The organism is Streptomyces sp. NRRL B-24572 (assembly GCF_002156145.1).
In the GTDB taxonomy this organism is placed as follows: domain Bacteria; phylum Actinomycetota; class Actinomycetes; order Streptomycetales; family Streptomycetaceae; genus Streptomyces; species Streptomyces vietnamensis.
The window spans coordinates 1-22102 of the sequence record NZ_MWIG01000045.1; the positions used below are offsets into that span (position 1 = coordinate 1).

At 70.1% G+C, this 22102-nt stretch carries 21 protein-coding genes and 1 pseudogene; 7 read left to right on the top strand and 15 right to left on the bottom strand.

What is annotated here, in order from left to right; genetic code table 11:
- Positions 1 to 539 (top strand): RICIN domain-containing protein (locus tag CCN56_RS02925; protein ID WP_143664409.1); only part of this gene is annotated, 539 nt, incomplete at its 5' end.
- Positions 540 to 691: 152 nt separating this feature from the next.
- On the top strand, positions 692 to 2740 hold the full coding sequence (locus CCN56_RS02930; RefSeq protein ID WP_086823140.1) for a SpoIIE family protein phosphatase: 2049 nt from the start codon (positions 692 to 694) through the stop codon (positions 2738 to 2740).
- A gap of 80 nt (positions 2741 to 2820) precedes the next feature.
- Here CCN56_RS02930 and CCN56_RS02935 read toward each other — a convergent pair whose 3' ends face one another.
- From CCN56_RS02935 to CCN56_RS02965, 7 genes are all read right to left on the bottom strand, one after another.
- A complete protein-coding gene (locus tag CCN56_RS02935) occupies positions 2821 to 3741 on the bottom strand; it encodes an ROK family protein (protein WP_086823143.1) in 921 nt (306 codons plus the stop codon).
- On the bottom strand, positions 3738 to 4364 hold the full coding sequence (locus CCN56_RS02940; protein ID WP_086823146.1) for a hypothetical protein: 627 nt from the start codon (positions 4362 to 4364) through the stop codon (positions 3738 to 3740). The genes CCN56_RS02935 and CCN56_RS02940 overlap by 4 nt, the downstream gene beginning before the upstream one ends.
- A 92-nt stretch (positions 4365 to 4456) precedes the next feature.
- Positions 4457 to 5719, bottom strand: coding sequence for a glycoside hydrolase family 16 protein (locus tag CCN56_RS02945; protein WP_086823148.1), 1263 nt, complete (start codon positions 5717 to 5719; stop codon positions 4457 to 4459).
- Positions 5720 to 5866: 147 nt separating this feature from the next.
- Positions 5867 to 7162 (bottom strand): Gfo/Idh/MocA family protein, encoded by a 1296-nt coding sequence (locus CCN56_RS02950; RefSeq protein ID WP_086823151.1) that lies wholly within the window; start codon positions 7160 to 7162, stop codon positions 5867 to 5869.
- Positions 7163 to 7238: 76 nt separating this feature from the next.
- Positions 7239 to 8069: a carbohydrate ABC transporter permease gene (locus CCN56_RS02955; RefSeq protein WP_179199652.1), complete on the bottom strand. Its 831-nt coding sequence runs from the start codon at positions 8067 to 8069 to the stop codon at positions 7239 to 7241.
- Positions 8066 to 9031 (bottom strand): carbohydrate ABC transporter permease, encoded by a 966-nt coding sequence (locus CCN56_RS02960; protein ID WP_256961690.1) that lies wholly within the window; start codon positions 9029 to 9031, stop codon positions 8066 to 8068. The genes CCN56_RS02955 and CCN56_RS02960 overlap by 4 nt, the downstream gene beginning before the upstream one ends.
- Positions 9028 to 10359, bottom strand: a complete 1332-nt coding sequence (locus tag CCN56_RS02965) for an ABC transporter substrate-binding protein (protein WP_218779387.1) — start codon at positions 10357 to 10359, stop codon at positions 9028 to 9030. The genes CCN56_RS02960 and CCN56_RS02965 overlap by 4 nt, the downstream gene beginning before the upstream one ends.
- Before the next feature lie 211 nt (positions 10360 to 10570).
- Between CCN56_RS02965 and CCN56_RS02970 the strand changes: the two genes are divergently transcribed.
- A complete protein-coding gene (locus CCN56_RS02970; protein ID WP_256961691.1) occupies positions 10571 to 11770 on the top strand; it encodes an ROK family transcriptional regulator in 1200 nt (399 codons plus the stop codon).
- Between the two features lie 217 nt (positions 11771 to 11987).
- On the opposite strand, the gene CCN56_RS02975 is transcribed toward CCN56_RS02970, so the two are convergent.
- The 5 genes from CCN56_RS02975 to CCN56_RS02995 form a co-directional block, all read right to left on the bottom strand.
- Positions 11988 to 13418: a hypothetical protein gene (locus CCN56_RS02975; RefSeq protein WP_143664410.1), complete on the bottom strand. Its 1431-nt coding sequence runs from the start codon at positions 13416 to 13418 to the stop codon at positions 11988 to 11990.
- 1177 nt (positions 13419 to 14595) lie between these two features.
- Positions 14596 to 14919, bottom strand: coding sequence for an ROK family protein (locus CCN56_RS45710; RefSeq protein WP_373412812.1), 324 nt, complete (start codon positions 14917 to 14919; stop codon positions 14596 to 14598).
- Entirely contained in the window at positions 14829 to 15476 is a 648-nt protein-coding gene (locus CCN56_RS45715; protein WP_086823165.1) for an ROK family protein, read from the bottom strand. The genes CCN56_RS45710 and CCN56_RS45715 overlap by 91 nt, the downstream gene beginning before the upstream one ends.
- 68 nt (positions 15477 to 15544) lie before the next feature.
- Positions 15545 to 15814: a hypothetical protein gene (locus tag CCN56_RS02990; RefSeq protein WP_086823167.1), complete on the bottom strand. Its 270-nt coding sequence runs from the start codon at positions 15812 to 15814 to the stop codon at positions 15545 to 15547.
- Positions 15815 to 15962: 148 nt separating this feature from the next.
- Positions 15963 to 16247: a hypothetical protein gene (locus tag CCN56_RS02995; protein WP_086823170.1), complete on the bottom strand. Its 285-nt coding sequence runs from the start codon at positions 16245 to 16247 to the stop codon at positions 15963 to 15965.
- A 121-nt stretch (positions 16248 to 16368) separates the two neighbouring features.
- Here CCN56_RS02995 and CCN56_RS03000 point away from each other — a divergent pair, with 121 nt between their 5' ends.
- Positions 16369 to 17631, top strand: coding sequence for an IS256 family transposase (locus CCN56_RS03000; protein WP_373412813.1), 1263 nt, complete (start codon positions 16369 to 16371; stop codon positions 17629 to 17631).
- Positions 17632 to 17674: 43 nt separating this feature from the next.
- Here the strand turns inward: CCN56_RS03000 and CCN56_RS42475 are convergent, their stop codons facing one another.
- On the bottom strand, positions 17675 to 17914 hold the full coding sequence (locus CCN56_RS42475; protein WP_143664412.1) for a hypothetical protein: 240 nt from the start codon (positions 17912 to 17914) through the stop codon (positions 17675 to 17677).
- A 479-nt stretch (positions 17915 to 18393) separates the two neighbouring features.
- On the opposite strand from CCN56_RS42475, the gene CCN56_RS03010 reads away from it, so the two are divergent.
- Positions 18394 to 18651 carry an ATP-binding protein gene (locus CCN56_RS03010; protein ID WP_218779389.1) on the top strand — a complete coding sequence of 86 codons (258 nt, stop codon included), beginning with the start codon at positions 18394 to 18396 and terminating at the stop codon, positions 18649 to 18651.
- Here the strand turns inward: CCN56_RS03010 and CCN56_RS03015 are convergent.
- A complete protein-coding gene (locus CCN56_RS03015) occupies positions 18643 to 20325 on the bottom strand; it encodes a SpoIIE family protein phosphatase (RefSeq protein ID WP_256961692.1) in 1683 nt (560 codons plus the stop codon). The two genes, CCN56_RS03010 and CCN56_RS03015, sit on opposite strands and share 9 nt — an antisense overlap.
- Before the next feature lie 498 nt (positions 20326 to 20823).
- Between CCN56_RS03015 and CCN56_RS44160 the strand changes: the two genes are divergently transcribed.
- Both CCN56_RS44160 and CCN56_RS44165 read left to right on the top strand, forming a co-directional pair.
- The gene (locus CCN56_RS44160; protein WP_256961693.1) at positions 20824 to 21135 is read left to right on the top strand and encodes a transposase; all 312 of its coding nucleotides are present in this window, start codon (positions 20824 to 20826) and stop codon (positions 21133 to 21135) included.
- Positions 21135 to 21380 (top strand): transposase, encoded by a 246-nt coding sequence (locus CCN56_RS44165; RefSeq protein WP_373412814.1) that lies wholly within the window; start codon positions 21135 to 21137, stop codon positions 21378 to 21380. The genes CCN56_RS44160 and CCN56_RS44165 overlap by 1 nt, the downstream gene beginning before the upstream one ends.
- A gap of 327 nt (positions 21381 to 21707) precedes the next feature.
- Here the strand turns inward: CCN56_RS44165 and CCN56_RS03025 are convergent.
- A pseudogene (locus CCN56_RS03025) lies at positions 21708 to 22102 on the bottom strand (hypothetical protein); the annotation flags it as partial.

Below are 22102 nucleotides of genomic sequence, written 5' to 3' on the forward strand. Positions count from 1 at the left end.
GCAGCCCGGTGGCCACCGGGTCGTTCGCCGACACCAGCGACGAGAAGAAGATCAGCTTCGGGGCAGCCACCGGCCGGTACCTCCGGCTACGAGCACTCACCGAAGCGGGCGGCCGGGGACAGTGGACGAGCGCCGCGGAGATCTCCGCGACGGGAGCCGCGGTGCCCCTGCCCGCCGATGCGACGGTGATCAACGCGGCGTCCGGCAAGTGCGTCGACCTGCCCTACAGCGCCACCACCTCCGGCACCGCGCCCACCCTCTACACCTGTCACGGCGGGACGAACCAGCGCTGGACGCTGCGGAGCAACGGCACGCTCACCGGACTCTCCGGTGTCTGTCTCGACGGCTCCACCTCGCCCGTCACCATCGCCACCTGCGACGGTTCAACTGGCCAGCAGTGGCAGCAAGGCCCGCAGCTCTCGCTGAGAGCGACCGGAAAGTGCCTGGCGCCCTCTGCGGGCGGCACGGCCAACGGCACCAAGCTGGTGCTCGCGACCTGTTCCGGCACCGCGCAGCAGCAGTGGCGCTTCTCAGGCTGACCGGAGCACGGGATCGGCCCACCGCGTGCCCGCGGTGGGTCGATCCCGCCCTGCGGGGGCTGCCGGCGGTGTGCGCTGAGCCGCATCCCCGCTCGGCTTGCGGCCGCTGGGCCATATGCCATCGTGGGAGCAGGACCAAGGAGGCGGCGCGGGTGCCTGAGGCCGGTGAGACGGAGCGCGTCCTCCTGGAGGCGCTGTTCGCGGGGGCCCCGGTCGGCTTTCTCCTCCTGGACACCCAGCTTCGTGTCGTGCGGTGCAATCAAGCCGCCGCAGACATGCGGGGGCTGCCCGAAGGCGACGTGATGAGTCGCGTTCCGCCGGAGTTCGCTTCCGGGTTCATGCGTGACGATCTACGAGACCTGGCCGCCTCGGTCCTCGAGACGGGCAGCCCCGTGCTCAACCGACTCGTTCGGGGCCACGCGTCAGCGGACTCCACGGCAGAGGCCACGTTCTCCGTGACCCTGTTCCGGCTGCACGACAGCACCGGACGGGTCCTGGGGCTCGCCGGCCTCGTCGAGGACGTGTCTCTTCGTGAGGCCGCCGTCACCCGTCTCGCCATCCTCGACAAGGCCTTCCGCAGGATCGGCGGCACACTGGACGTCACCGGCACCGCGTGGGAGCTGGCGGAGGTGGCGGTGCCGGATCTCGCCGACGGCGTCATCGTGGACGTGCTCGACGACGCGTACCGGGGAAGACGTCTGCCGACCGGCTCTCTCGATCCGAACTCCGTCCTCCGTCGCGCCGCCCACCGCTCCGTGGACGACACGGATCACACCGTCGATCTCGGTGCCCTCTTCGCGCTCCCCTCGCACACGCCGTACTCGCGGAGCCTCGCCGATCTGAGGCCACGACTCGTCGCCCACCTCGACGCGGACGAGCCCTGGTTCGCGGCGGATCCGGAGCGTACCCGCCGGGCTGTCGAGAGGGGCGTGCACTCGCTGCTGGTGACCCCCCTCAAAGCACAGGACACCGTTCTCGGCGTAGCCGTGTACTACCGCCACCGCAGGCCGGCGGCCTTCGGCCCCGACGACCTCAGGCTGGCCGAGGAACTCGCCTCCCGGACGGCCTTGCACCTGGACAAGGCCCACTCGTACCGACGCGAACGCACCATCGCGCAGACTCTCCAGCGCTACCTGCGCCCTTCGGCACGCCCCGAGACGTCCGCCGTCGAGACTGCGGTACTGCACGTCGAGGGGGACGAGGGGGCGGACTGGTTCGATGTCATTCCCCTGTCCGGCGCCCGCGTCGCGCTGACCGCCGGCACCGTCGCCGGCCGCGGCATCGAAGCCGCCGCGGCCATGGGACAGCTCCGCGCCGCGGTACAGACGCTGGCCGCACAGGACATGGCACCGGACGAACTGCTCACGGGCCTGGACGATGCGTTCGTGCGACTCGGACAGGACACAGGAGGCGCAGGCGGGACGGATGAGCCGCCGCACCCGACCACCTGTCTCTATCTCGTCTACGACCCGGTCTCCTCCGAGTGCACGGTCTCCCTCGCCGGGTACCCCGAACCGATCCTCCTGGCGCCTGATGGAAGCGGTATCGCCCCCGACCTCCCTCCGGGACCAGCGCTGGGCAGGGGTGGCGGGTACGAGAGCGTGACCCTGAAACTCGATCCGGGCAGCCTGATCGGCCTGTACAGCCGGGGACTGCTCACCCACGGGTCCGGCGTGGAAGAGGCGGGGAGCCCGGACCTCGCGTCGATCCTCGGCCGCGCCGGAGTCGATCTGGCGCAACTGTGCGACGACGTCGCGTACCGGCTCGCTTCCGACACCACTCGTGACGACGTCAGCCTGCTCCTCGCCCGCACGAGAGTCCTCGATCCCGACAACGTGGCCGTGTGGCCGCTCTCCGAGGATCCGAGGGAGGTCGCCCGGGCGCGTGCCCTCTGCGCCGCACAGCTCACCGCCTGGGGTCTGGACGGGCTGGCCGACACGACCGAACTCATCGTCAGCGAGCTGGTGACCAACGCCATCCGCTACGGCACACCCCCGATGACGCTCCGGCTGCTGTTCGACCGGGAACTGCTCTGTGAGGTGTCCGACAGCAGCAGTACCACTCCCCACATGAGACTGGCCACGGACACCGATGAAGGCGGTCGCGGTCTCTTCCTGGTCATGCATGTCAGCAGTCGATGGGGCACGCGCTTCGCGGCCCGGGGGAAGACGATCTGGTCGGCACAGGAGCTTCCCCCGTAGCCTCCAGTCTGGCTGGCCCCACGAGGCGCCCCGTAGGGTGCCGCCTGCCGGGGCGGTCGGTCGGGAGCGAGGGCCGAAGCTCAGGAACGGGCGGAAGCACCGCGTGCGATGAGCCCGGCTCCGACGCAACCGGCCCGGGAGCCCAGAGCGGCCGTGACGATCTCGGGCCGGCGATGGAAGGTCAGTCGGTCGGCCAAGGCCTCGCGGAGCGGGGCCAGGAGGAGTTCGCCGGCGTCGCCGAGTCCGCCGCCGACCACCACGGTGTCGGGGCCCAGCACGGTGGTGAGGACCGCCGTGGCCTGGGCCAGGGCGTCCACGGCGCGGGCCCAGACCTCGCGCGCGTTGGGGTCGCCGTCGAGGAGGCGGTCGGCGACGTCCGCCGCGCCGCCGACGGGGATGCCCGTGCGCCGGGTGAAGGCCTCGGCGACGGCCCTCGCGGAGGCGATCGTCTCCAGACAGCCGCGGCTGCCGCAGGCGCAGTCCCGGCCGTGCGGGTCGATCGTGAGGTGGCCGATCTCGCCCGCCCAGCCGTCACTGTGCAGGACGTGCCCGTCCGTGATGAAGGCACCCGCGATGCCGGTCCCGAGGGCCATGAAGAGCGTGTGCCGTCGCCCTGCCGCGGCGCCGAGGGAGGACTCGGCGAGGGCGGCGGCCCGCACGTCGTGTCCTACGGTGACGGGCAGGCCGAGTCCGTCCGTGAGACGGACGGAGAGAGGCTCGTCGCGGAAGCCGAGATTGGCGCTGTAGATGACGTGGCCGCGTCCGTCGTCGACGATGCCGGGGACGACGACGCCCGCGTGGGCGACGTCGAGGCCCTCCTTGCCCGCCCGCCGCAGCAGGGCGTTCGCAGTGTCGGTGATGGCGCGCAGTACTGCCTGAGGTCCCTGTCCGCGGGGCGTGGGGCAGGAGAGAGTGGCTGTCGCGCGGTCGTCGGGATCGAGGAGTGCTCCTTTGATGCCGGTTCCGCCGACATCGAGCGCGAGCACATGACTGGTCGTCATGACGCGCCCGGGAGCGTCTTGACCTGCCTGGTCAGGGGCTCCTTCTCGAGGGCGACGATGAGCCAGCGCCCGCCGGACCGCGCCAGGCTGACGGTGCGCCGCTGGGTGTAGGGGGTGTCGAGGGAGAAGTCGTTCGCCTTGAGGTAGGCGGGGTCGGCGGTGGTGAACTCGATCGTGGACTCCATCGAGACCTTCGCGGTGGACCGGTCGCGGGGAAACGTCGAGACGTACCAGGCGATCGCGGTCTGGCGGGTGGTCAGGTGGTTCTTCGTGAACAGTTCGGTGAGCTTCCCGCCGTATCCCTGGGACCGGAGCTTGGTGGCGAAGTCCTTGTTGTAGAAGTCGAGTTCGTCAGCGGCGCTGCGGGCGATGCCGCGGTGGTCGCGGTTGTCGACCACACCGGAGTGCAGGACGACGGTCTTGCGCACGGCGGTCACGAGAGGGTCGTCGTCGGCGAGCCGGGTGAGCGTCTTGCCGTCGCCGTCGATGACGTGCCACAGGCTTTGCCCGCTGTGGTCGGGGGCCGTCGGCCCGTGGGTGGCGGCGGTGGTCGGCGGCGTCGCGGTGCACCCGGCCATGAGCGCTGCCGAGGCCAGGGCGAGAAGGGCGGTTCTCCGGTTCACCGGGTGCTCCTGTGGAGAGAGGGGCGGTGCGGGCCGCCAGGGACGGTGGCGGCCCGCACCTGTCAGGGGTGGTTCGTCTTCGGGGGGAAGGGTCAGGGAGCCGGCTCGAAGGTCCACTGGCTGGACCACCAGGTGCTCGGAGCGGCGCCGTGGAGAAGCGTTCCGGTGCCGTTCTCCGTGTGCGCGTAGGTGGAGGTCGACCGGTTCTTCAGGCGCTTGTACGAGCCGACCGTCTCCTCAGTCCACTGGCTGCCGGTGTCGGACTCGTTCCTGTCTCCGTAGTGGACGGTTCCGTCGGCCGAGGTGGCGTACATGAACTCGCGGGTCCAGCGGTTGCGGTAGCGGGTGTACCCGTCGCTCGTGGTCTCGCGGGACCACTGGCCGCTCCACCAGCCCGCGCCGGTGTCGCCGTACTGGACGTTGCCGGTCTTGTTCTCGATGTGGAGGTACTTGCCGCTCTGGTGGTTCTTGATCCGCTGGAACGGCGAGGGGTCGGCGGGATAGCCGCCGTCCTTCTTGAAGACGCGGAGGTAGTCGACGTTCCAGCTCTTGGGCCAGGTGTCGTTGTGGGTGCCGGAGCCGGCGTCGGTGTAGATGCCGAGGATCAGGCCCATGGCCGTGTTGGGGGCGTCGTTGATCGTCTTGTAGAGCTCGTTGTCGTAGTAGAAGTTGAGTTGGGTGGGGGTCCAGTCCATGCCGTACACGTGGTACTCGCTGGTGGGGGTGCCGCTCGGGACGGTGTCCTCGTCGAGGGTCCAGCTGCTGAGGAAGTCCGGGTCCCCCCAGCCGTAGGCGGCGATGCGCCAGGTGTCGGGCTTGGAGAAGAACGTCTCGATGAAGTCGATCTCCGACTGATTGGCGGCGTCGGTGCCCGTGCCGTTGGTGCCGACGAGCCAGAGCGCCTGGTGGCCGCCGCCTCCGACGTCCGACAGCTTCGCTCGGGTCTCGAAGTAGCCGTACTTGGTGGAGTAGCCGTTGAAGTCGGGCTCGTGGTGGTCGTTCGGCATGGAGCTGTTGAACCGGTGCCACCAGTCCTTCTCGTACGACTGGATGCTGGAGATCTTGACCGTGCCGTCGTACTGGGCGTTCCAGGCGGGGGTGTCCTTGTCGAGCCTCTCCGTCAGGACGCCGTCGGCGACCGTGTACCGGGCCTTCGCGTTCTCGGGGGTGGACGTCCAGTGCGGCAGGTAGGACGGGAGCCACTTGCTGGTGTCGAGCGTGCTGCCGCTGAACTCCTCCTGGAAGTCCAGGGTGTAACCACTCTTCGTGGTGGGGTTGGCGGGGAAGTCGGCGGCCCGCGCGCTGGTCGCCGACAGCGCCAGCGCCACCAGGGCCGCGGTGGCGACGGTGAGCATGGCCCGACAGCTTCGGGCCGGGGTGAGGGCCGGGAGAGTTCCCGGGAATGGAGCCATGGCTGATCCGTTTCTGGAGGGGGGATGGTGCATGGCGGCCGGTTCCGGGCCGGCGCGGGGTGGGTCGGCCCGGAACCGGGGACCGGGGCGTCAGCCGGTGAGGGTCTCGACGGTTCCGCTGCGGCGCGAGCGTTCGGCGGCCCAGGCGACGAGGTGGCTCTCCAGGCTGGTCGCGGGGTCGGACAGGATGTGGGTCGGGTCTCCCGTGGCGAGGGCGTCGAGGAAGGCGTCGACGAGGCGCTCGTCGCCACCGCCGTGGCCGCTGCCGGCGTCGGGGCCGTCGAGACCGAGGACGTGGGTCTGGGCCTCGCCGGTGACGAAGTCGGTCACGGTGGCCCGTACGCCGTCGCCCTCCAGGGAGCCGCGGGTGCCGAAGATGCGGGTCTTGCGGTGGGTGAAGGGGGTGAAGCCGGTCATGGTGAACGAGGCGGTGACGCCGTCCTCGTACTCCAGGACGACCACCTGGTGGTCGACCACGTCGTTGTCGCAGGCGTAGACGCACCGGCCGTAGGGACCGTCGCGCAGGGCCTCCTCGATGCCCTCGGGGGTACGGGCGTCGGTGACGGCGCCCAGCGGCCAGCGCTCCCGGTCGGCGTCGCCGAGGCAGCCGAGGTAGAGGCGCTTGGCGGAGTAGGGGCAGCTCCGCTCGACGGGGCAGTCCAGGCAGTTGTCCGTCGCCGTGGCGGGACGGTTCTCGGCACGGAAGTGCATCAGACCGCCGAAGGAGGAGACCTTGGTGACCCGCTTGCCCACGATGTACGAGATCCAGTCGAGGTCGTGGGAGGACTTGGCGAGCAGCATGGGGCTGGCCTGGTCCTCGCGGCGCCAGTTGCCGCGCACGTAGGAGTGGGCCTGGTGCCACCAGCCGACGGGTTCGAGGTGCTCGACGCTGACGATGTCGCCGAGTCGGCCGGAGTCGACGATCTCCTTCACGCCGTTGGTGTACGGGGTGTACCGGAGGACGTGGCAGACGGCGAGCATGACCCCGGAGCGGCGTACGGCGGCGGCGATGCGGCGGGTGTCCTTCTCGCTGGTGGCCATCGGTTTCTCGAGGAGGATGTGGTAGCCGAGGTCGGCGAAGTGGACGGCGGGCTGGACGTGGTCGGAGTCCTGGGTCGCGATGATGACGGCGTCGGCCTGCGGGGGGTTCTCTACCAGTTCGCGCCAGTCTTCGTGGAGTTCGGCCTCGGGGTGCCGGGCCCGTGCCTCGGCGGCGCGGCGCGGGTCGGGTTCGGCGATGGCGACGATGACGGCGCGGCCGGTGCGGGCGGCGTAGGCGGCGTAGGTGGCACCGCGGCCGCCGGCGCCGACGACGACGAGGCGCAGGGGGCGGCCGGAGACGGGCTTCGAGGCGTCCGTGCGGGGGCGCACGAGGGCATGGCTCATGGCGGAATGTCCTCCAGAGGGAGGTGGAAGTGAGGGCGGAGGTGGTGCGCGGGAGCGGGGGCGCGAGTCGGGCGGTTCAGCCCTTGACGGCGCCGGAGAGCATCCCGGAGATGAAGTGCCGCTGGAAGAACAGGTAGACGGCGACGACGGGGCCGATCACGATCAGCGTGGCCGCGGAGAGCAGCGGGACGTCGATGTTGTGGGCTCCGACGAAGAAGCCGAGTCCTGCGGGGGCGGTGCGGCCCGAGGGGTTCTGGATGAGGATGAGCGCCAGCAGGAACTGGTTCCAGGCCCACAGGAAGTACAGCAGGCCCAGGGTAATCAGGGCGGGCTTCGAGCAGGGCAGCAGCACTCGCCAGAGGACGGTCCAGGAGTTCGCGCCGTCGACTGCGGCAGCCTCTGTCATCTCCTTGGGCAGCGCGAGGAACTGCTCGCGCATCCAGAAGGCGCCGAAGGGCATGAACAGGCCGGTCAGGGCGAGGATGAGGGCGAGCGGGGTGTCGGTGAGGCCGACGGCCCGCAGGTCGTAGTACAGGGGGACGACGGCCGCCTCGTAGGGGAGTGCCAGGCCCAGCATCAGGAAGCCGAAGAGGACCGAGCGGCCCCGGAAGGCCATGGTGGCGAAGGCGTATCCGGCGAGCGAGGCGCAGACGAGAGCGAGTGGGACGACCCCGAGGCCGATGACCGCGCTGTTGCGCAGCAGCTGCCCGAAGCCCGCGTCCGACCAGGCCCGGGTGAAGCTCTCGAACGTCGGGTGGTCCGGCCAGGCGAGCCCCGCGACCAGGGTGCCCGGCGGGTTTAGCGCGGCCAGCGCGATGCCCGCGAAGGGGACGAGGACCGCCAGGCAGAACGCGGTCATCACGGCTCGCCCGGCCAGGCCGTGGAGGCCGCTGCGCGTGGCGCTCATGACTTCTCCCGGGTGATCCGGCTGATCCCGAGGACGACCAGGGCGATCAGGGCGCTGAGGACGACGGCGAGGGCGCTGGCGGCGCCCACCTCGCCGTTGGTGAAGGCGAGCCGGTAGATCAGGACGCCGGGGACCATGGTGCTGTCTCCGGGGCCTCCGGCGGTCGTCACGTACACCACGTCGAAGCTGGCGAGTGCGGCGATGACGGTGATGGTGAGCGCGACGCCGATCTCGGCCCGGAGTCCGGGCAGGGTGACGGCGAAGAACTCGCGGACGGGTCCGGCGCCGTCGATGCGGGCGGCCTCGTAGAGGCTGGTGTCGATCTTCTGGATGCCGGCCTGGAAGACGATCAGACAGAGCCCCAGCATCACCCAGGTGCCGACGAGGCCGACGGCCACGTAGGCCCAGGTGAAGTCGCCCAGCCAGGCGCGGGTGACCGAGCCGAGTCCGAGGGCGCGCAGAGTCTGGTTGACGATGCCGTCCGTGGCGTACATCCACTTCCAGGTGATGCCGACCGCCACGAGCGGGACGATCTGGGGGAGGAAGAGGATGGTGCGGCTGACCGGGTACCGGCGGCCGCCCCTGCCGCCGATGACGGCGGCGAGGACCAGACCGATGGCGATCGGGAGCAATGAGTAGAACCCGATGAAACCGAGGGCGTGGAGGAGGGACGAGCGCAGCGCGGGATCGGTGAGGACCGTGGCGTAGTTGCTCAGGCCGGCCCAGGTGCCGGGGGTGACGCCGTCCCAGGTGAAGAACGACAGCCACATCGTGTGCAGCCAGGGGAGGGCGACGAACGCGGTGTAGAGCGTGAGCGCGGGAGCGAGGTAGAGGTAGGCGGCCTTGCGGCTCCGGGACCGGCTTCGGCGGACGCCGGAGCCGAGGGTCCGTACGGGTCTCGCACGATGGTGTCCCGCGGCGGGGCGTGGGGGGGTGCGGTGCATGGTGGCCGTGCCGGTCACTTGTGGCCCTTGGCCCAGTCGTCCTGGAGGGCGCCCAGGAAGGCCTCGGGGGTGGTCTTGCCGGCGATGAGCTGCTGACTGCCGGAGGTGAGCGTGTCGTTCATGGTGGGGGTGCTGTTGGCGAAGAAGTTCACCAGGCCGTTGTTGTCGTTGACGGCCTTCCAGCTCTTGGCGACGTCGTTCATGACGTGTCCGGCGGGGGCCTTGACCGTGTCGGCGTGTGCGACCGGCAGGAAGCCGGTGTCGAACTGGATCTTCGCGGCCTCGGCGCTGTTCATGAAGTTCAGGAACGCGGCGGCGACGTCGGGGTGCTGGGCCTTGGCGGGTATGGCGTAGGCGACCGAGGTGCCGATGCCGGTGGCCTTGCCGTCGTAGCCGGTGAAGGGGAAGAAGCCCGCCTCGTGGGGCATGGCCTTCTCGATGACCTGGGCGTCCCAGCTGCCGTTGAAGAGGAAGAGTCCCTTGCCCTTGGTGAACTCGGTGACCGAGGCAGGGAGGTCGTTGCCGTTGGCGCCGGCCGGGAAGTACGCCGCCTTCGCCCAGGAGGCGAGGGTGCGTGCTCCGTCCTGGCCTCCCGCAGAGAGGAGGGAGGAACCGGGCTTGCCGTGCACCCAGGAGCTGGTGTAGCCAAGGCCGCCGGAGGAGTCGATGACCGACTGGAGGATGAAGGAGGAGTGTCCCTGGAGGTTGCCGAGCTGCACGGGGAGCTGTCCGGCGGCCTTGGCCTTGACGAGGGCCTTCTCGAAGGCGTCGCGGTTGGTGGGGACCTTGATGCCGAGCTTCGCCGCGAGGGTCTTGTTGTAGTAGACGCCGACGACGGAGAAGCCGGCCGGAGCGGCCCACTGGTGGCCGACACCTATTTCGTGGCCGTTGTCGTCGGCCCGCCACTGGTCGAGCTGGGTGGACGGGTAGAGCTCCTTCCAGCCGTACGCCTCGACGTAGGGGTCGAGGTTGCGCAGGAGTCCGGCCTTGACCGTGGTGCCGAGTTTGTTCAGCAGGGCCAGGTCGGGGGCGCTGTCGGAGGACAGCTTCAGGTTGAGGCTCTTGTCGTAGTCCTCGGGGCCGGTGTACTGGAAGTCGACCTTCACCTGGGGGTGCGCGGCCTCGAAGGCCTTCGCGAGGGCCTTGGTCGTTCCCGCGTTCTCGGAGCTCACGACGGTCAGGGTGACCTTGCCGGCCGGGAGCTTCGTCGAGACGGCGGCGTCGGGAGCGGCCTTCGCCTGTCCGCCGGGGGTCAGGCCGGAGCAGGCCGTGAGGCCGGTGGCGGCGGCCACGACCAGGGCACACGCGACCGTCATGCGGGTACGGCGAAGGGATCTTGCGGACATCGGGGGCTCCTCAAAAGGGTGGGGCATAAAACAGCGCCACGCGTCGTCGAGAGTACGCAACGACTTACGTCGAGGTGTTGCGTAAATGAATGCTAGGGAGGCCGTCCGGGGCGGTCAAGGGCTTACGGAACACCTTTACGTAACCTCTCGTCGTAAGATGGTGACGCATGAGGCCGCAGGGGGCGGCCGGGCAACCCGGAAGAGAGGTCCCGTGAACGACACCGCGCTCACAGGCGGCGATCCGACCCTGCTCCGACGACTGAACACCGAGGCCGTACTGCGCGTCCTGCGCACGGCCGAGCCGATGACCCTGACCCAGATCGGCAAGGCCGCCGGGCTCTCCCGGCAGACCGTCGACGTCGTGATCGACGAACTCACCGAAGGTGGCTGGATCGAACAGATCGCACCCGAGCGAACCGTCGGACGGCCCGCGCGACGCTACCGATTCCGCGCCGAAGGCCGCCACGTCCTCGGCATCGACATCGGTGTCACCGGCGCCACATACCTCCTGGCCGACCTGGACGGCACCGTCCTCGCCTCCTCGCACGTGGACATCGCCACCGACGGCACGTCCGAGGACCGCCTGGAGGCCGTCCGGCTCGGCGGCGCCGCCTTACTGGCGGACCGGCCCGACGTCCGGCTCGGCGGCCTCGCGCTCGGCGTGCCCGCGATCGTCGACGCCTACGGACTCGTCCGCCTGTCGACCCCGCTCCCCGAGTGGAACGGGCTCGACCTGGTCGCTGAGGCGAGCACCTGGTTCGGCTGCGCCGCCCACGTCGAGAACGACGCAAACCTCGCCGCCCTCGCCGAACACTGGCAAGGAGCCGCGCAAGGGGCGACCGACTTCATCCAGCTCATCGCGGGCCGCCGCTCCGGCGCCGGGATGATGCTGGGCGGCCGGCTCCACCGCGGCCGCGGAGGGGCCGCCGGCGAGATCGGAGCCCTCGACGTGCTCGGCTGGGAGAGCGAGGCGATCGACGTCATCAGGAACGCGCCCGACCCGGCCGGCCTCTTCGCCGACGCCAGGGCGGGCGACGCGGAGGCGGCGGCCCGGGTGGACCGCTTCGCCCGGGTCGTGGCCCAGGGGCTCGCCGCCATGATCCTCACCGTCAATCCTGACCTCGTTGTCATCGGCGGCGGACTGTCCCAGGCGGGCGAGGCGGTCACCGACCCGATCCGGACCCACCTCGACCGGATCTGCCTGGACCCCCCGGAAGTCACGGCGTCTGTCCTGGGCACCGAGGCCGTCTCCCTCGGCGCCGTAAGACTCGCCCTGGAGCACCTCAACGTCAGCCTGTTCGGCAGCCACGGCACGGCGTCGGGAGGTGTCCTGTCCCGGGCCGTACCGGCGGGCGGGGCCGGCACGGGGGCGCTCCGACCGTTCGGCGGTGAGACAACGGCCGTCGGGTAAGGAGAGCGAGCCCGGCACGAGCGGGGCGCGCGGGTCGCGCTGGCGCAGGCGAAGTCCCGTCCGTCAGGTGTCCGGCCTCCCCGCCCGGCGGTGGACCGCACGCGGCACGTTCGGCCTGAGGTGGTCGAGCCACGGCCGGGAACGCGGTGGAGCCCGCGCCGCCGCAGTGCGTGCGGACAGCCCGGGCTCCTCCAGTGCTCAGTCGCCTTGCGTGATCTCAGTGCCCGCGGTTGCCGCCGCGCCTGCGCATGAGGAAGACGGCACCGGCTCCGAGGACCACCAGCGCGGAGCCGAGCGCCCCCACCACGACGTTGCCGCCGCCTCCCGTAGTGGCGAGCTCCTCGCCTTCGCCTGCCGTGGTGGCCACGGCGCCCGCCTCGGTCGCCGTGGCGGTCGCGGACGGCGTGCCCGCGGTGGGGGAGGAACCGAGGGCGGCGTGGTCGTCGGGCGCGTCGCTCCGCGGCGCGGAGGGCTTCGCGGAGGCGGAGGGCTGCGCCGTGCCGGCGGAGCCGGCCTCCGGGGAGGGTGTACCGCCGCCGGTCTCCACGGCGCCCGTCGTTCCGGCGTCCGCCTCGAACCGGATCCGCACGTCCGCTCCTGTCGCGGTGGTCCGCACGACGGAGACGGAAAGCCCGGTCGCCGTGTCCGTGAGAGCGGAGCCGGCCGGGACGGAACCGTCGGTGGCGCCCTCGGTCTCCTTCTCGTTCGTGATCATGACCGCGCGGCCGTAGTTGCCCCCGGGGACTCGATACACGTTCACACCCCGAGTGATCTCCTCGTCCGACGTCCCCGCCGCCGGCACCCGGTACTCGACCATGAGACGGTCTCCACCACTGCCGTAGGGGACGTCGACGGCGCGCGTACCGGATGTCGCGGCGGCGTGCAGCGGGGTCAGGTGGACGGTGGTGGTCGCGGCCGGGGAGGCTACCTCCTGAGCCGTGAGCCACTTCTGGGACAACAACTCGGGTGCGCTGAGCCCCTTCTTGGCGCCGCCCGCCCCCATGGGCGAGCGGTTGCTGTATCCGTCCTCGGAGCAGCCTGTGAAGCTGCCGACGGCGCAGTGCTCCCGGACCTGGTGGCCGAGGCCGAGGTTGTGGCCGATCTCGTGGATCACGGCCGTGGTGTCGGAGAGCGCGCCTTCGTGGAACCAGGTGACCTGACCCGGCATCGAGCCCAGGCCCCACCAGCTCTTGCAGTAGTCGGTGCGGAAGGCGATGGAAACGCGGTCGTACGGCACGTCGGCGATGGCCTTGCGGGCGAGTTCGGCGATCTTGCGGTGGTCGCACGCGGAAGTGTCGTCCATGTCGAGGGTGAAGGGGCCGAGAACCCCGTCGCCCTTCGCCGGAACGATCTTCACCCGGTTCTGTGACGTCTTCGTGTAGTAGCTGGTCAAGGAGTTGCCGGTGCCGAAGAAGTTCTGCACCGCCGCGGTACGCGCCTTGTCGGCGTCCGCGAGCTTGAGGTTCTTGAACTCGACGAGGACCACGGCCTGGCGTACGACGACCGGGTCAGCGGTGTCCGCCGCCGCCGAGCCGGCGAGCAGGGGGGAGCCGAGAAGCAACACGGAGGCCGTCACGGCGGCGATCGGTGTCGACGCCCTGGAGGCGGTGGACCTGGAGGTATGGGGGAACGCGGAGGGGAATGCCACGGGTGGGAGTTCCTTGGCTGGTAGGGAGCGCGGACAGGGGCACGCCTCCCTCGGGATGATGAGGGGATGGCGGGGCGTCCGCTGTCGGAGCGCGAATGCCTCCGGTCGTCGTCGACCGGAGGGGAGTGGTGTGTTCCGTGCGCGGGGATGCCGCCGAACGGAACGGGACGTCGCGATGAGAACCACGGAGATGACGTCATGAGCAGCGCACGGCGTCCATATCGTTGATCGAACAAGGACCAACATAAACGACCGGAGTCGAACGCGGTGGGTCATACCCAACGCCCTCCGAGAGGCACTCGTCAAGTGCCGGCATCACGTCGATCGGCGGGTTACCCGCCTCGGAACGCCCGCGGGGAAGGGGAGGCTTGACGCCTCCTCGCCGGCCTCCAGGCTCCGGCGCCGACTGCCCGCGGCGTGTATCGGGGGGCGGTCCACGCCAGGGCGTGCGTCCCGGGCCTTCACGAGATCCCTGAAGTCTCTGCAGTTCAGGAGGGATTCCCTGCCCTGCGCCCACGCCCGGGGCGGGCACGCGGACCTGGAGGGACGGAGGGAACGCGGACATCCGCCCCATGGAGACGACGTGCGGACCCGCACGCGTCCGCGCTGCCTGTGTCGGGTCACCGCGCGCTCAACGAAGTCGAGTTGTTCGCTTGACGACCGCAAGGCGCGGAATTAGCGTACGGCCACTCACGAAGGAGCGTTTCCTTCGCATCGAGTTCAAGCGGCGCCCCTGCGGCGGGAAGGCTCCCGTGGCGCCGTCCCGACCCTCCCCGGCACCCTCACGACGGAGACTCATGCGCAGACGCGGCACCACACATGCCGAGGCCCGAAGCCCTGCGTCCGGGGTTTCCCCTCACCGGGGCGCGACGCGACTGATCCGCGCCACCCTGTCGCACACCTGGACCGTCATGTCCTTACCGCGCGCCCTAGCGCTCCGGACGGCTCTCCTCGGTCCCCGCGAGGACTGTCCTCCGCACCTGCCCGGGGAAGGTCCAGGTCGTCTACGAGAACACCGGCCGGAGTCCATCCCCGTTGCGGTCGAGATCCAGGACATCCTCACGGCAGGGTCCGGTGGGCTACGAGGAGCATGCCGTGACGGCTGCGATCCACCTCCCGACGTCCGGTCCACCGCCCTCCGCTCTGCGGGGGGAGCGCACTCGTGGCAGCCACGCGTTCACGGCAGGAGAGCAGGCACCTCGCCGGGGGCGAACAGCAGGCTCGGGACGTGTCCGCGCGCCGCCTCGGCCAGGCCGATCACAACGGCGTCCTCGCCCAGAGAGGAGCCGGCGAGCCGGGGCACGTCGTAGATGAACTCCGCGAGCCGACGCTCGATCGGTTCGAGCATCGCGCTGCACGAGCGCGCGAACCCGCCCCCGATCAAGAGCAGTTGCGGATCGACCGCCAGGATCATCGCGCCGATACCCATGGCGAGGGAGCGGGCGAACGCGTCGACCGCGGCGAGCCCCCGGACATCGCCGGCCGCGGCCCGCTCGGAGATCCACCTGGCTGCCTCGGCACCCCCCCCGGGGCTCCGGCTTCGGAGAACAGCCGTGCCGGTGCCTCGGTCCAGCCGAAACCCGGATGCCGGCCGATCTCTCCGGCGGCGCTGCCGTTGCCGGTGAACGGGCGCCCGTCCACCAGAATCCCCACGCCCAGACGGCGCCCCACGTGGACGTACAGAACGCTGCCGTACCCCCGCGCCGCACCGCCCCGGTGCTCGGCGAGAACAGCGAGATGGGTGTCCCGCACGGCCAGGACAGGTGCTTCGAGGCGGCGGCCCAGTTCGTCCGCCACGGTCACCCCGGCCCAGTGGTCGATGGCCACGCTGCGCCGGACGCGACACGCGTCGTCCACGATCCCTGGTGCCCCGACCCCCACCGCCCACACCTCGGATCCGCTCCCGGTCGTCCGTCCGAAGGCCGACGCGACTGCGCCGAGGCGGTCCCGGGCGCCGATCCCGGGAGGTACGGGGTGCCGTGACGTCGTGATCGTGTCACCGCGCAGGTCGGTGACACGCACGGAGACCGCATGGGCCCCTATGTCGATGCCGGACAGCCTTCCGGCGTTCGCGCCGAAACAGGCCTGCCCGCAGCATGGCGGGCGGGGTTACCAGCAGGGATGTCTCAGGGGCTAGAAACGGTGCCGCTGCCCTGGGTGTTGAACCGTGTGCCCGGCATGCTCGCCGCCGAGAGCTGCTGAGCGGCGGTCTCAGGGACCGGGCACGCGCAGGTGGCGTGATTGGAGTTGCCGGCCGCCTCGAAGCCGCCGATGGCAAAGGCTTCGCTGTTGCCGTCGTGGACATCGGCTTGGGCAGGGGCGGCCATGGTCAGCGCGAGCGCGGGCAGTACCGCAAGCAGAATGTTCTTCTTCACGCAGAAGATAACGATCTGCACCAGTCGCCGTCACTGATCATTATGCTATCCGGACCCTACGCGGACGCGGCACGAACAAGCCCTGGAATCGGAGCCCGCGCCACTGGCACGCCGTACGCGACCTCCGTCCCGAGCCGCAGGGAGGCCGCGTGCGGGGGCAGGGCCGGGCTCACGAGTGCGGGATCAGGTCGGTCAGCGGAAACGCTGTCGCGTCTTCAGCGGGGCGCGACAGGTACAGCGTCGTATGGAAGTAGCCGTCGGTCTCCTTCCCGGACGGGTCATCGCCGGCCGCGGCCACCGCTTGGACTGCGTATCGCTGTTCGTCCGCGTCGGTGAAGCGTCGCTGCCGAAACGTGGGCGTGGTGGCTCTCTCGGTGACGAGGCCGTTCGCAGCCAGGCACGCGGCGATGGACTCGTACGAGGTGGTCCGCAGGACGAAGGCCGTGACCCACACCGGATCCTGGGCACAAGACAGGAGGGGATGGAACGTGCGAGGGGGGACTGTAAATCGTTCGGTGTAACTCCCGATCATGGAGGATGCATCGATGACCAGTGAGAACGTGACCGAGGTCGAGATCAGTGAGGCGGTCGAGCCGCAGCCGTCGAAGGCGGTGGACGACCGGCTGATCGACGAGCTGGTGTCCCGGGCTCAGGCCGAGGGCCTGCAGCTGACCGGCGAGGGCGGACTGCTCCAGCAGCTGACGAAGCGGCTGCTGGAGTCTGCCTTGGAGGGCGAGATCACCGACCACCTCGGTTATGACAAGCACGATCCGGCCGGGAAGAACGGCGGGAACTCCCGCAACGGAACCCGCGCGAAGACCGTGCTGACGGACGTCGGCCCGGTGGAGATATCCGTGCCGCGTGACCGCGACGGGTCGTTCGAGCCGAAGATTGTCAAGAAGCGGCAGAAGCGCCTGACCGGCGTGGACGAGATGGTCATCTCCCTGTCCGCGAAGGGGCTGACCACGGGCGAGGTCCAGGCCCACCTCGCGGAGGTCTATGGCGCCGACGTTTCCCGCCAGACGATCTCCACGATCACCGACAAGGTCCTCGAGGGCATGGCCGAATGGCAGAACCGCCCCCTCGATCCGGTCTATCCGGTGGTCTTCATCGACGCGATCCACGTGAAGATCCGCGACGGCGCCGTCGCCAACCGGCCGATCTACCTCGCTCTGGCCGTCACCGTCGAGGGCCGGCGCGAGATCCTCGGCCTGTGGGCCGGCGACGGCGGTGAGGGCGCCAAGCACTGGATGCACATCCTCACCGAGATCAAGAACCGCGGCGTGAACGACGTCCTCATGCTCGTCTGCGACGGCCTGAAGGGCCTGCCCGACGCGGTCGAGACCGTCTGGCCCCGCACTACCGTCCAGACCTGCGTGGTCCATCTGCTGCGGAACTCCTTCCGCTATGCCGCCCGCCAGGACTGGGACAAGATCGCCAAGCTCCTCAAGCCCGTCTACACCGCCGCGACCGAGGACGCCGCACTCGAACGGTTCGCCGAGTTCGCCGACGCCTGGGGCAGGAAGTATCCGGCGATCGTCAGGCTCTGGGAGAACGCCTGGGAGGAGTTCACCCCGTTCCTCCGGTTCGACACCGAGATCCGCCGCATCGTCTGCACCACCAACGCGATCGAGTCCGTGAACGCCAGGATCCGGCGGGCGGTCAAGGCCCGCGGTCACTTCCCGAACGAGACAGCGGCCTTGAAATGCGTCTACATGGCCATCATGTCGCTGGACCCCACTGGCAAGGGCCAGTCCCGCTGGACCCTGCGCTGGAAGACCGCGCTGAACGCGGGTCTGTCAATCGAACGGTGTAACAGGTGTGTTCGGGGTTATTGACGGGGTGCGGAGAGCCGGCCGTCGAAGGTGATGTCGAAGGCGTTCAGCGGGTGACGACTATGAAGACGTCGGCTTCCGGCTGCTCTTCTCCGCGTTCTTGGCCGCTGGCTTCGCCGTGGGGTGCGTCCGCGTCGTTATCCAGGGTGAGCGCACCGGCGGCGACCTCGGCGGCGGGTGGTGGGAACGGGCCGCAGAAGGGTTCCTCGTCGTGGCCCTGTTCCTCGAGGCGGTCGCAGCGTGTCTCGCGAGGGCTGCGCAGGGGTTCGAGCTGTGGGCCGGCCAATGCGCCGACCTCGCCGTGGAGACCCGTGCTCGCGTGTTCGCATACCCACCCGCAGCGATGGCCCGTCTCCTGGCAACGACGTGCTCCGTGACAGCATCCATGGCCGCCTTCGTCGCCGTGTTCTTCGGTTGGAGCACGTTCGGTGCCGTCATTCAGGAACGGGCCCACATCGCCCGCGGCAGCGCGGCCGTGAACGCCGCTCGGGCGCGGGCGGCAGTACAGGGGAGCGCGTAGCGTCACAGGCAGCCGTTCCTGCCTCTCGCGACTCCGCGTGTCCCCCCAACAGGGTGGACGATTGGCGGACTTCCTGGGATTCCTCCAGGATGGGGGAGGGGGCGGGGGTCTCGAGAGCATTGGTCTCGGGATGAGTCCAGGCCAGACCATGAATGCGGTCCGGCAGCGTCGTAAGGTGAAGAGGGCTGCGAGCGCGCCCACCGCACCGTCCGAGTCAATGCCGAGCCTTCCGGCACGGCGGATCGCTGCCCAGGCCTCACCCCGGAGGAACGCGAGCGTGTTTCGACCGCTTCTACCGCACCGACGACTCCCGCGTCCGCGCCACAGGCGGCTCCGGACTCGGCCTCGCCCTCGTCACGGCGCACGGCGGGCGCATCCTCCTCGACACCGCACCCGGGCAGGGTTGCACCTTCCGCACCATGATGCCCCTGGCCGACCGCGCGCTCAGGCCGTTTCCTTCGGATCGTTCGAGTGCCTCGAACAGGTGGCGCGGTTCATGGTGAGGGCGTCTTGACCGGAGGTACGTGGATGGCGAGCACGGCCACGTCGTCGTCGTTGTCGGAGGGGCGGGCCTCCATCAGGGCGTCGATGAAGCTCTCCAACGGGTGGTGGGCGAGGCGCGCGGCGAGGCTGCGCAGTCGTTCCAGTCCGTCGTCGATGGGGTGGCTGGGGGACTCGATCAGCCCGTCGGTGTAGAGCACCAGTGTCGAGCGGGGCGGCAGTGTGCAGGTGGCGTCGGCGCGGCGGATGCCCGCCTGGGCGCCGAGCAGGATGCTGTGCCCGCCGGTGAGGTAGCGGGCCTGGCCGTCGTCGGTGACCAGCAGGGGAGGAGGGTGGCCCGCGTTCGTCCAGTGCAGCTGCCACTGCCCGCCGGTCTGGGGCTGGAGCCGGCCCAGGATCATCGTCGCCATGCCGACATCGGTGATGTGGGGCAGGGACCGGTCGAAACGGTCGACGATGACGCTCGGCGGTTCCTGCTGGGACCAGGCGTAGGCGCGCAGGATGTTGCGCAGCTGGGCCATGCCGGCCGCGGCGTCCAGATCGTGTCCGGCGACATCGCCGATCACCAGGGCGAGTGCCTGGTCGGGCAGGCGGAAGACGTCGTACCAGTCTCCGCCCACTTGGGAGGCGTAGGGGGCGGAGAGGTAGCGGGCGTTCATCTCCAGGCCGGGCACGCTCGGCAGTTGTGGCAGCAGGTGGCGTTGCATGGTGTCGGCGACCTTGCGTTGACGCTGGTAGAGGCGGGCGTTGTCCAGCGCCAGACCGGCTCGGCGGGTGATGTCCTCGAGGAGGGGGATCTCGGCGGTGGTGAACGGCTCGGGCTGCCTGGACCGGCCCAGGGTGAGTGCGCCGAGTACCTCCCGCAGGCCTCGGATGGGGGCGATGACCGCGGAGTGCATGCCGGTGGCATCGAAGAGTCTGCGCTGTTCGATGGCGATGTGGGTGTCGGGCTGGCCTTGATACGTCTGGGGGGTCGCCAAGGTGGAGCCGGCGCCGCGCAGCGCCCGGGACAGCGGCAACGGAGAGGTCTCGGGTACGGAGAGCAGGGTTCCTTGCAGGTCCTGCCTGCGGATGACGTTCCCCTCGTCACCGTGGGCGACGAGGGTGCGCTGGACATGGCCGCTCTCCGTGATCAGGTCGACCACGACCCAGTCGGCCAGTATGGGGATGACCAGCCTGACCAGCCGGTCCAGCGCCTCGTTGACGTCGAGGGTGGCCGTCAGCTGCGTGGTGGTCTCGGCCAGCAGCGCCAGCCGCTCCAGCTCGGGGAGCAGCCCCGCGTGAAGGGTGGACGCCGGCAAGGAGGCACCGGCCGGGTCGTACTCGTGGAAGACCACCAGGGCCCCTGTCTCCTGGGGGGTGAAGCGCAAGGGGGTCACCAGCCAGGACGCTGTCAGCAGCGTGCCGTCCCCACGCGCGAAGAAGCCCTGTTTTTCCTGATGTGCCTGGCCGGCGATGAAGGCTTCCATGATCGAGCACTGACTGCGCGGCATGCGCATTCCGTTGGCCTGCCGGTGAAGGAGGTCGTGCGCGTCTTGTCCCAGCACTTCGTCCGAGCTGAGTCCGAGCAGTATCTCGGCCTGCGCGTTCATGGCAACGAGAGCCCAGTCGGCATCCACGGCGTAGGCCCCGGCGCCCAGCCGGTCCAGTGCCTCACCCAGCAGATGCTGCAGCATGGCCAACCGCCCATGAGGGCTCGCCGAGCCCACCGTGTCATCCATCCCCGCACCTCCACGCTCCGGAAAGGCCCGTGCGCCCGGTGCCCGGCCCCAGGCCAGAGGGCGGGGCCGGCCACGGCACCGGCAACCGCGCAAGGCACGGCGCTGCCGCTGCTCAAGGCGGCTGGGTACCAGAGGAACCGTACACGGTGGGCATCGGCGACCACGTACTGCGCCCACGCGGCTACAGACGTACGGGCTGAGGGTCGAGGCCGCATAGGGCGCCTTGTCGCCCATGACCAGATGATCCGAAGGGAATTCCCCAAGCGGGCATCTGATCTGGGTAGTTGGTATTTCGGGATGTTCTTGTGACCGCACGCGTCGGCGGTCGTTGCCTGGGGTATGAGTGCTCGACGCCCGTATCGGAGCGATGTCTCTGATGCCCGCTGGGCGTTGATCGAGCCGGTGTCCACGGCTTGACGGGCCGCCCGGTCAGGGCCCGGGACGGCAGCGCGGGTGCACGACCTGAGAGAGATCGTGAACGCGATCCTCTACGTCAACCGCACCGGGATCCCGTGGGAGTACCTGCCGCACGACTTCCCGCCGTTCAAGACCGTCTACGACTACTACGCCAAGTGGGAGGCGGACGGAACCACCGAGCAGGTCCACGATCTGCTGCGGGACAGGACCCGGCGGGCGAACGCCCGAACGGTGGAACCGTTCGCGGCCGTGGTGGACGCGCGGAGCGTGAAGACCTCGGCAACGTCGCCGAAGCCGGTCAGGGCATCGACGCCGGCAAGAAGATCAAAGGGCGCAAGCGCCACCTGATCACCGACACCCTCGGCCTGGTCCTGACCGTCCTGGTCACCGCGGCCTCGGTCCACGACTCCACCGGCGGCAAGCAGGTGCTGACCGAGCTGGCGGCGGCCCATCCGAGCGTGACCGAGGTGTGGGCCGACGGCGGCTACCAGACCAGCGTCATCGCCGTGCAGTCGGCAGGTGTGCTTCCAGGGTGTGCTCGCGTGAGAGCAGGTTTGGGCAGCTGGATGCCGGCCTTTTGCCGACTTCACTGACGTGGCGCCAGGTGCCTCGGCTGCGCGGCGCAGGGCGTGGCGGCGGACAGGTCTCGGCATTGCGGCCCACGTCGATCACGGGTCGGCAGGGCGTTGTGGTGCGCTCGTCTCTGCCGGGTTGGTCCGCTCGACGTGAGACGTTGCTCCGGTCCGGTCGAGCAAGATGAAGACGTTGTCCGGGGCGCGCTCGGGGTCCTTGCGGCCTCTCCGGGGTGGCCCTGGTGGTCGCCGGCGTCATGGTCGTCTTCCGAGCCGGAGCGCCGCTTCGAAATCGGTCTGCGCACTGCTTCGCGGGCGTCACCCGATCGGTGGCCACGCTGAAGACGCTCACTGAAGGCCGTGGGCCCCTGTGCCACTTGCCGGGCCCGTCGCGTGGGGGTGCCGGGCGCGCCAGCGCGCGTACACGGGGGCGGCGGCGCACGTGTCCGCGTAGCCGGCGGCGAGTCGGCGCAGGATGTCGGCGCCGTGGCGCGCGAGCGGGCCGTCGCGGTGCCAGGCCAGCACGTGGCGGTACCAGAGCGGGCTTCCCGCCAGTGGGCGTACCGCGGTGCCCGGGACCTCGACGAAGGTGGCCTGGCAGAGGCTGACCGCCAGACCCGCGCGGACCAGCTCGATCAGCGGGCGCCCCTCCGCTTCGTAAGGGGAGTACGGGCGAGGGGCGTAGGGGCGCGCTTCGTCGGCGGAGTAAGGGCGGCGCTCGGCCGCCGCGCACTCGGACGACC

What these genes read in the sequence shown, in the direction of transcription:
- CCN56_RS02935 (WP_086823143.1), bottom strand. Translation starts at nt 3,741, where the DNA reads ATGACGACCAGTCATGTGCTCGCGCTCGATGTCGGCGGAACCGGCATC.
- CCN56_RS02945 (WP_086823148.1), bottom strand. Translation starts at nt 5,719, where the DNA reads ATGCTCACCGTCGCCACCGCGGCCCTGGTGGCGCTGGCGCTGTCGGCG.
- CCN56_RS02950 (WP_086823151.1), bottom strand. Translation starts at nt 7,162, where the DNA reads ATGAGCCATGCCCTCGTGCGCCCCCGCACGGACGCCTCGAAGCCCGTC.
- CCN56_RS02955 (WP_179199652.1), bottom strand. Translation starts at nt 8,069, where the DNA reads ATGAGCGCCACGCGCAGCGGCCTCCACGGCCTGGCCGGGCGAGCCGTG.
- CCN56_RS02965 (WP_218779387.1), bottom strand. Translation starts at nt 10,359, where the DNA reads ATGTCCGCAAGATCCCTTCGCCGTACCCGCATGACGGTCGCGTGTGCC.
- CCN56_RS03015 (WP_256961692.1), bottom strand. Translation starts at nt 20,325, where the DNA reads ATGCTGCAGCATCTGCTGGGTGAGGCACTGGACCGGCTGGGCGCCGGG.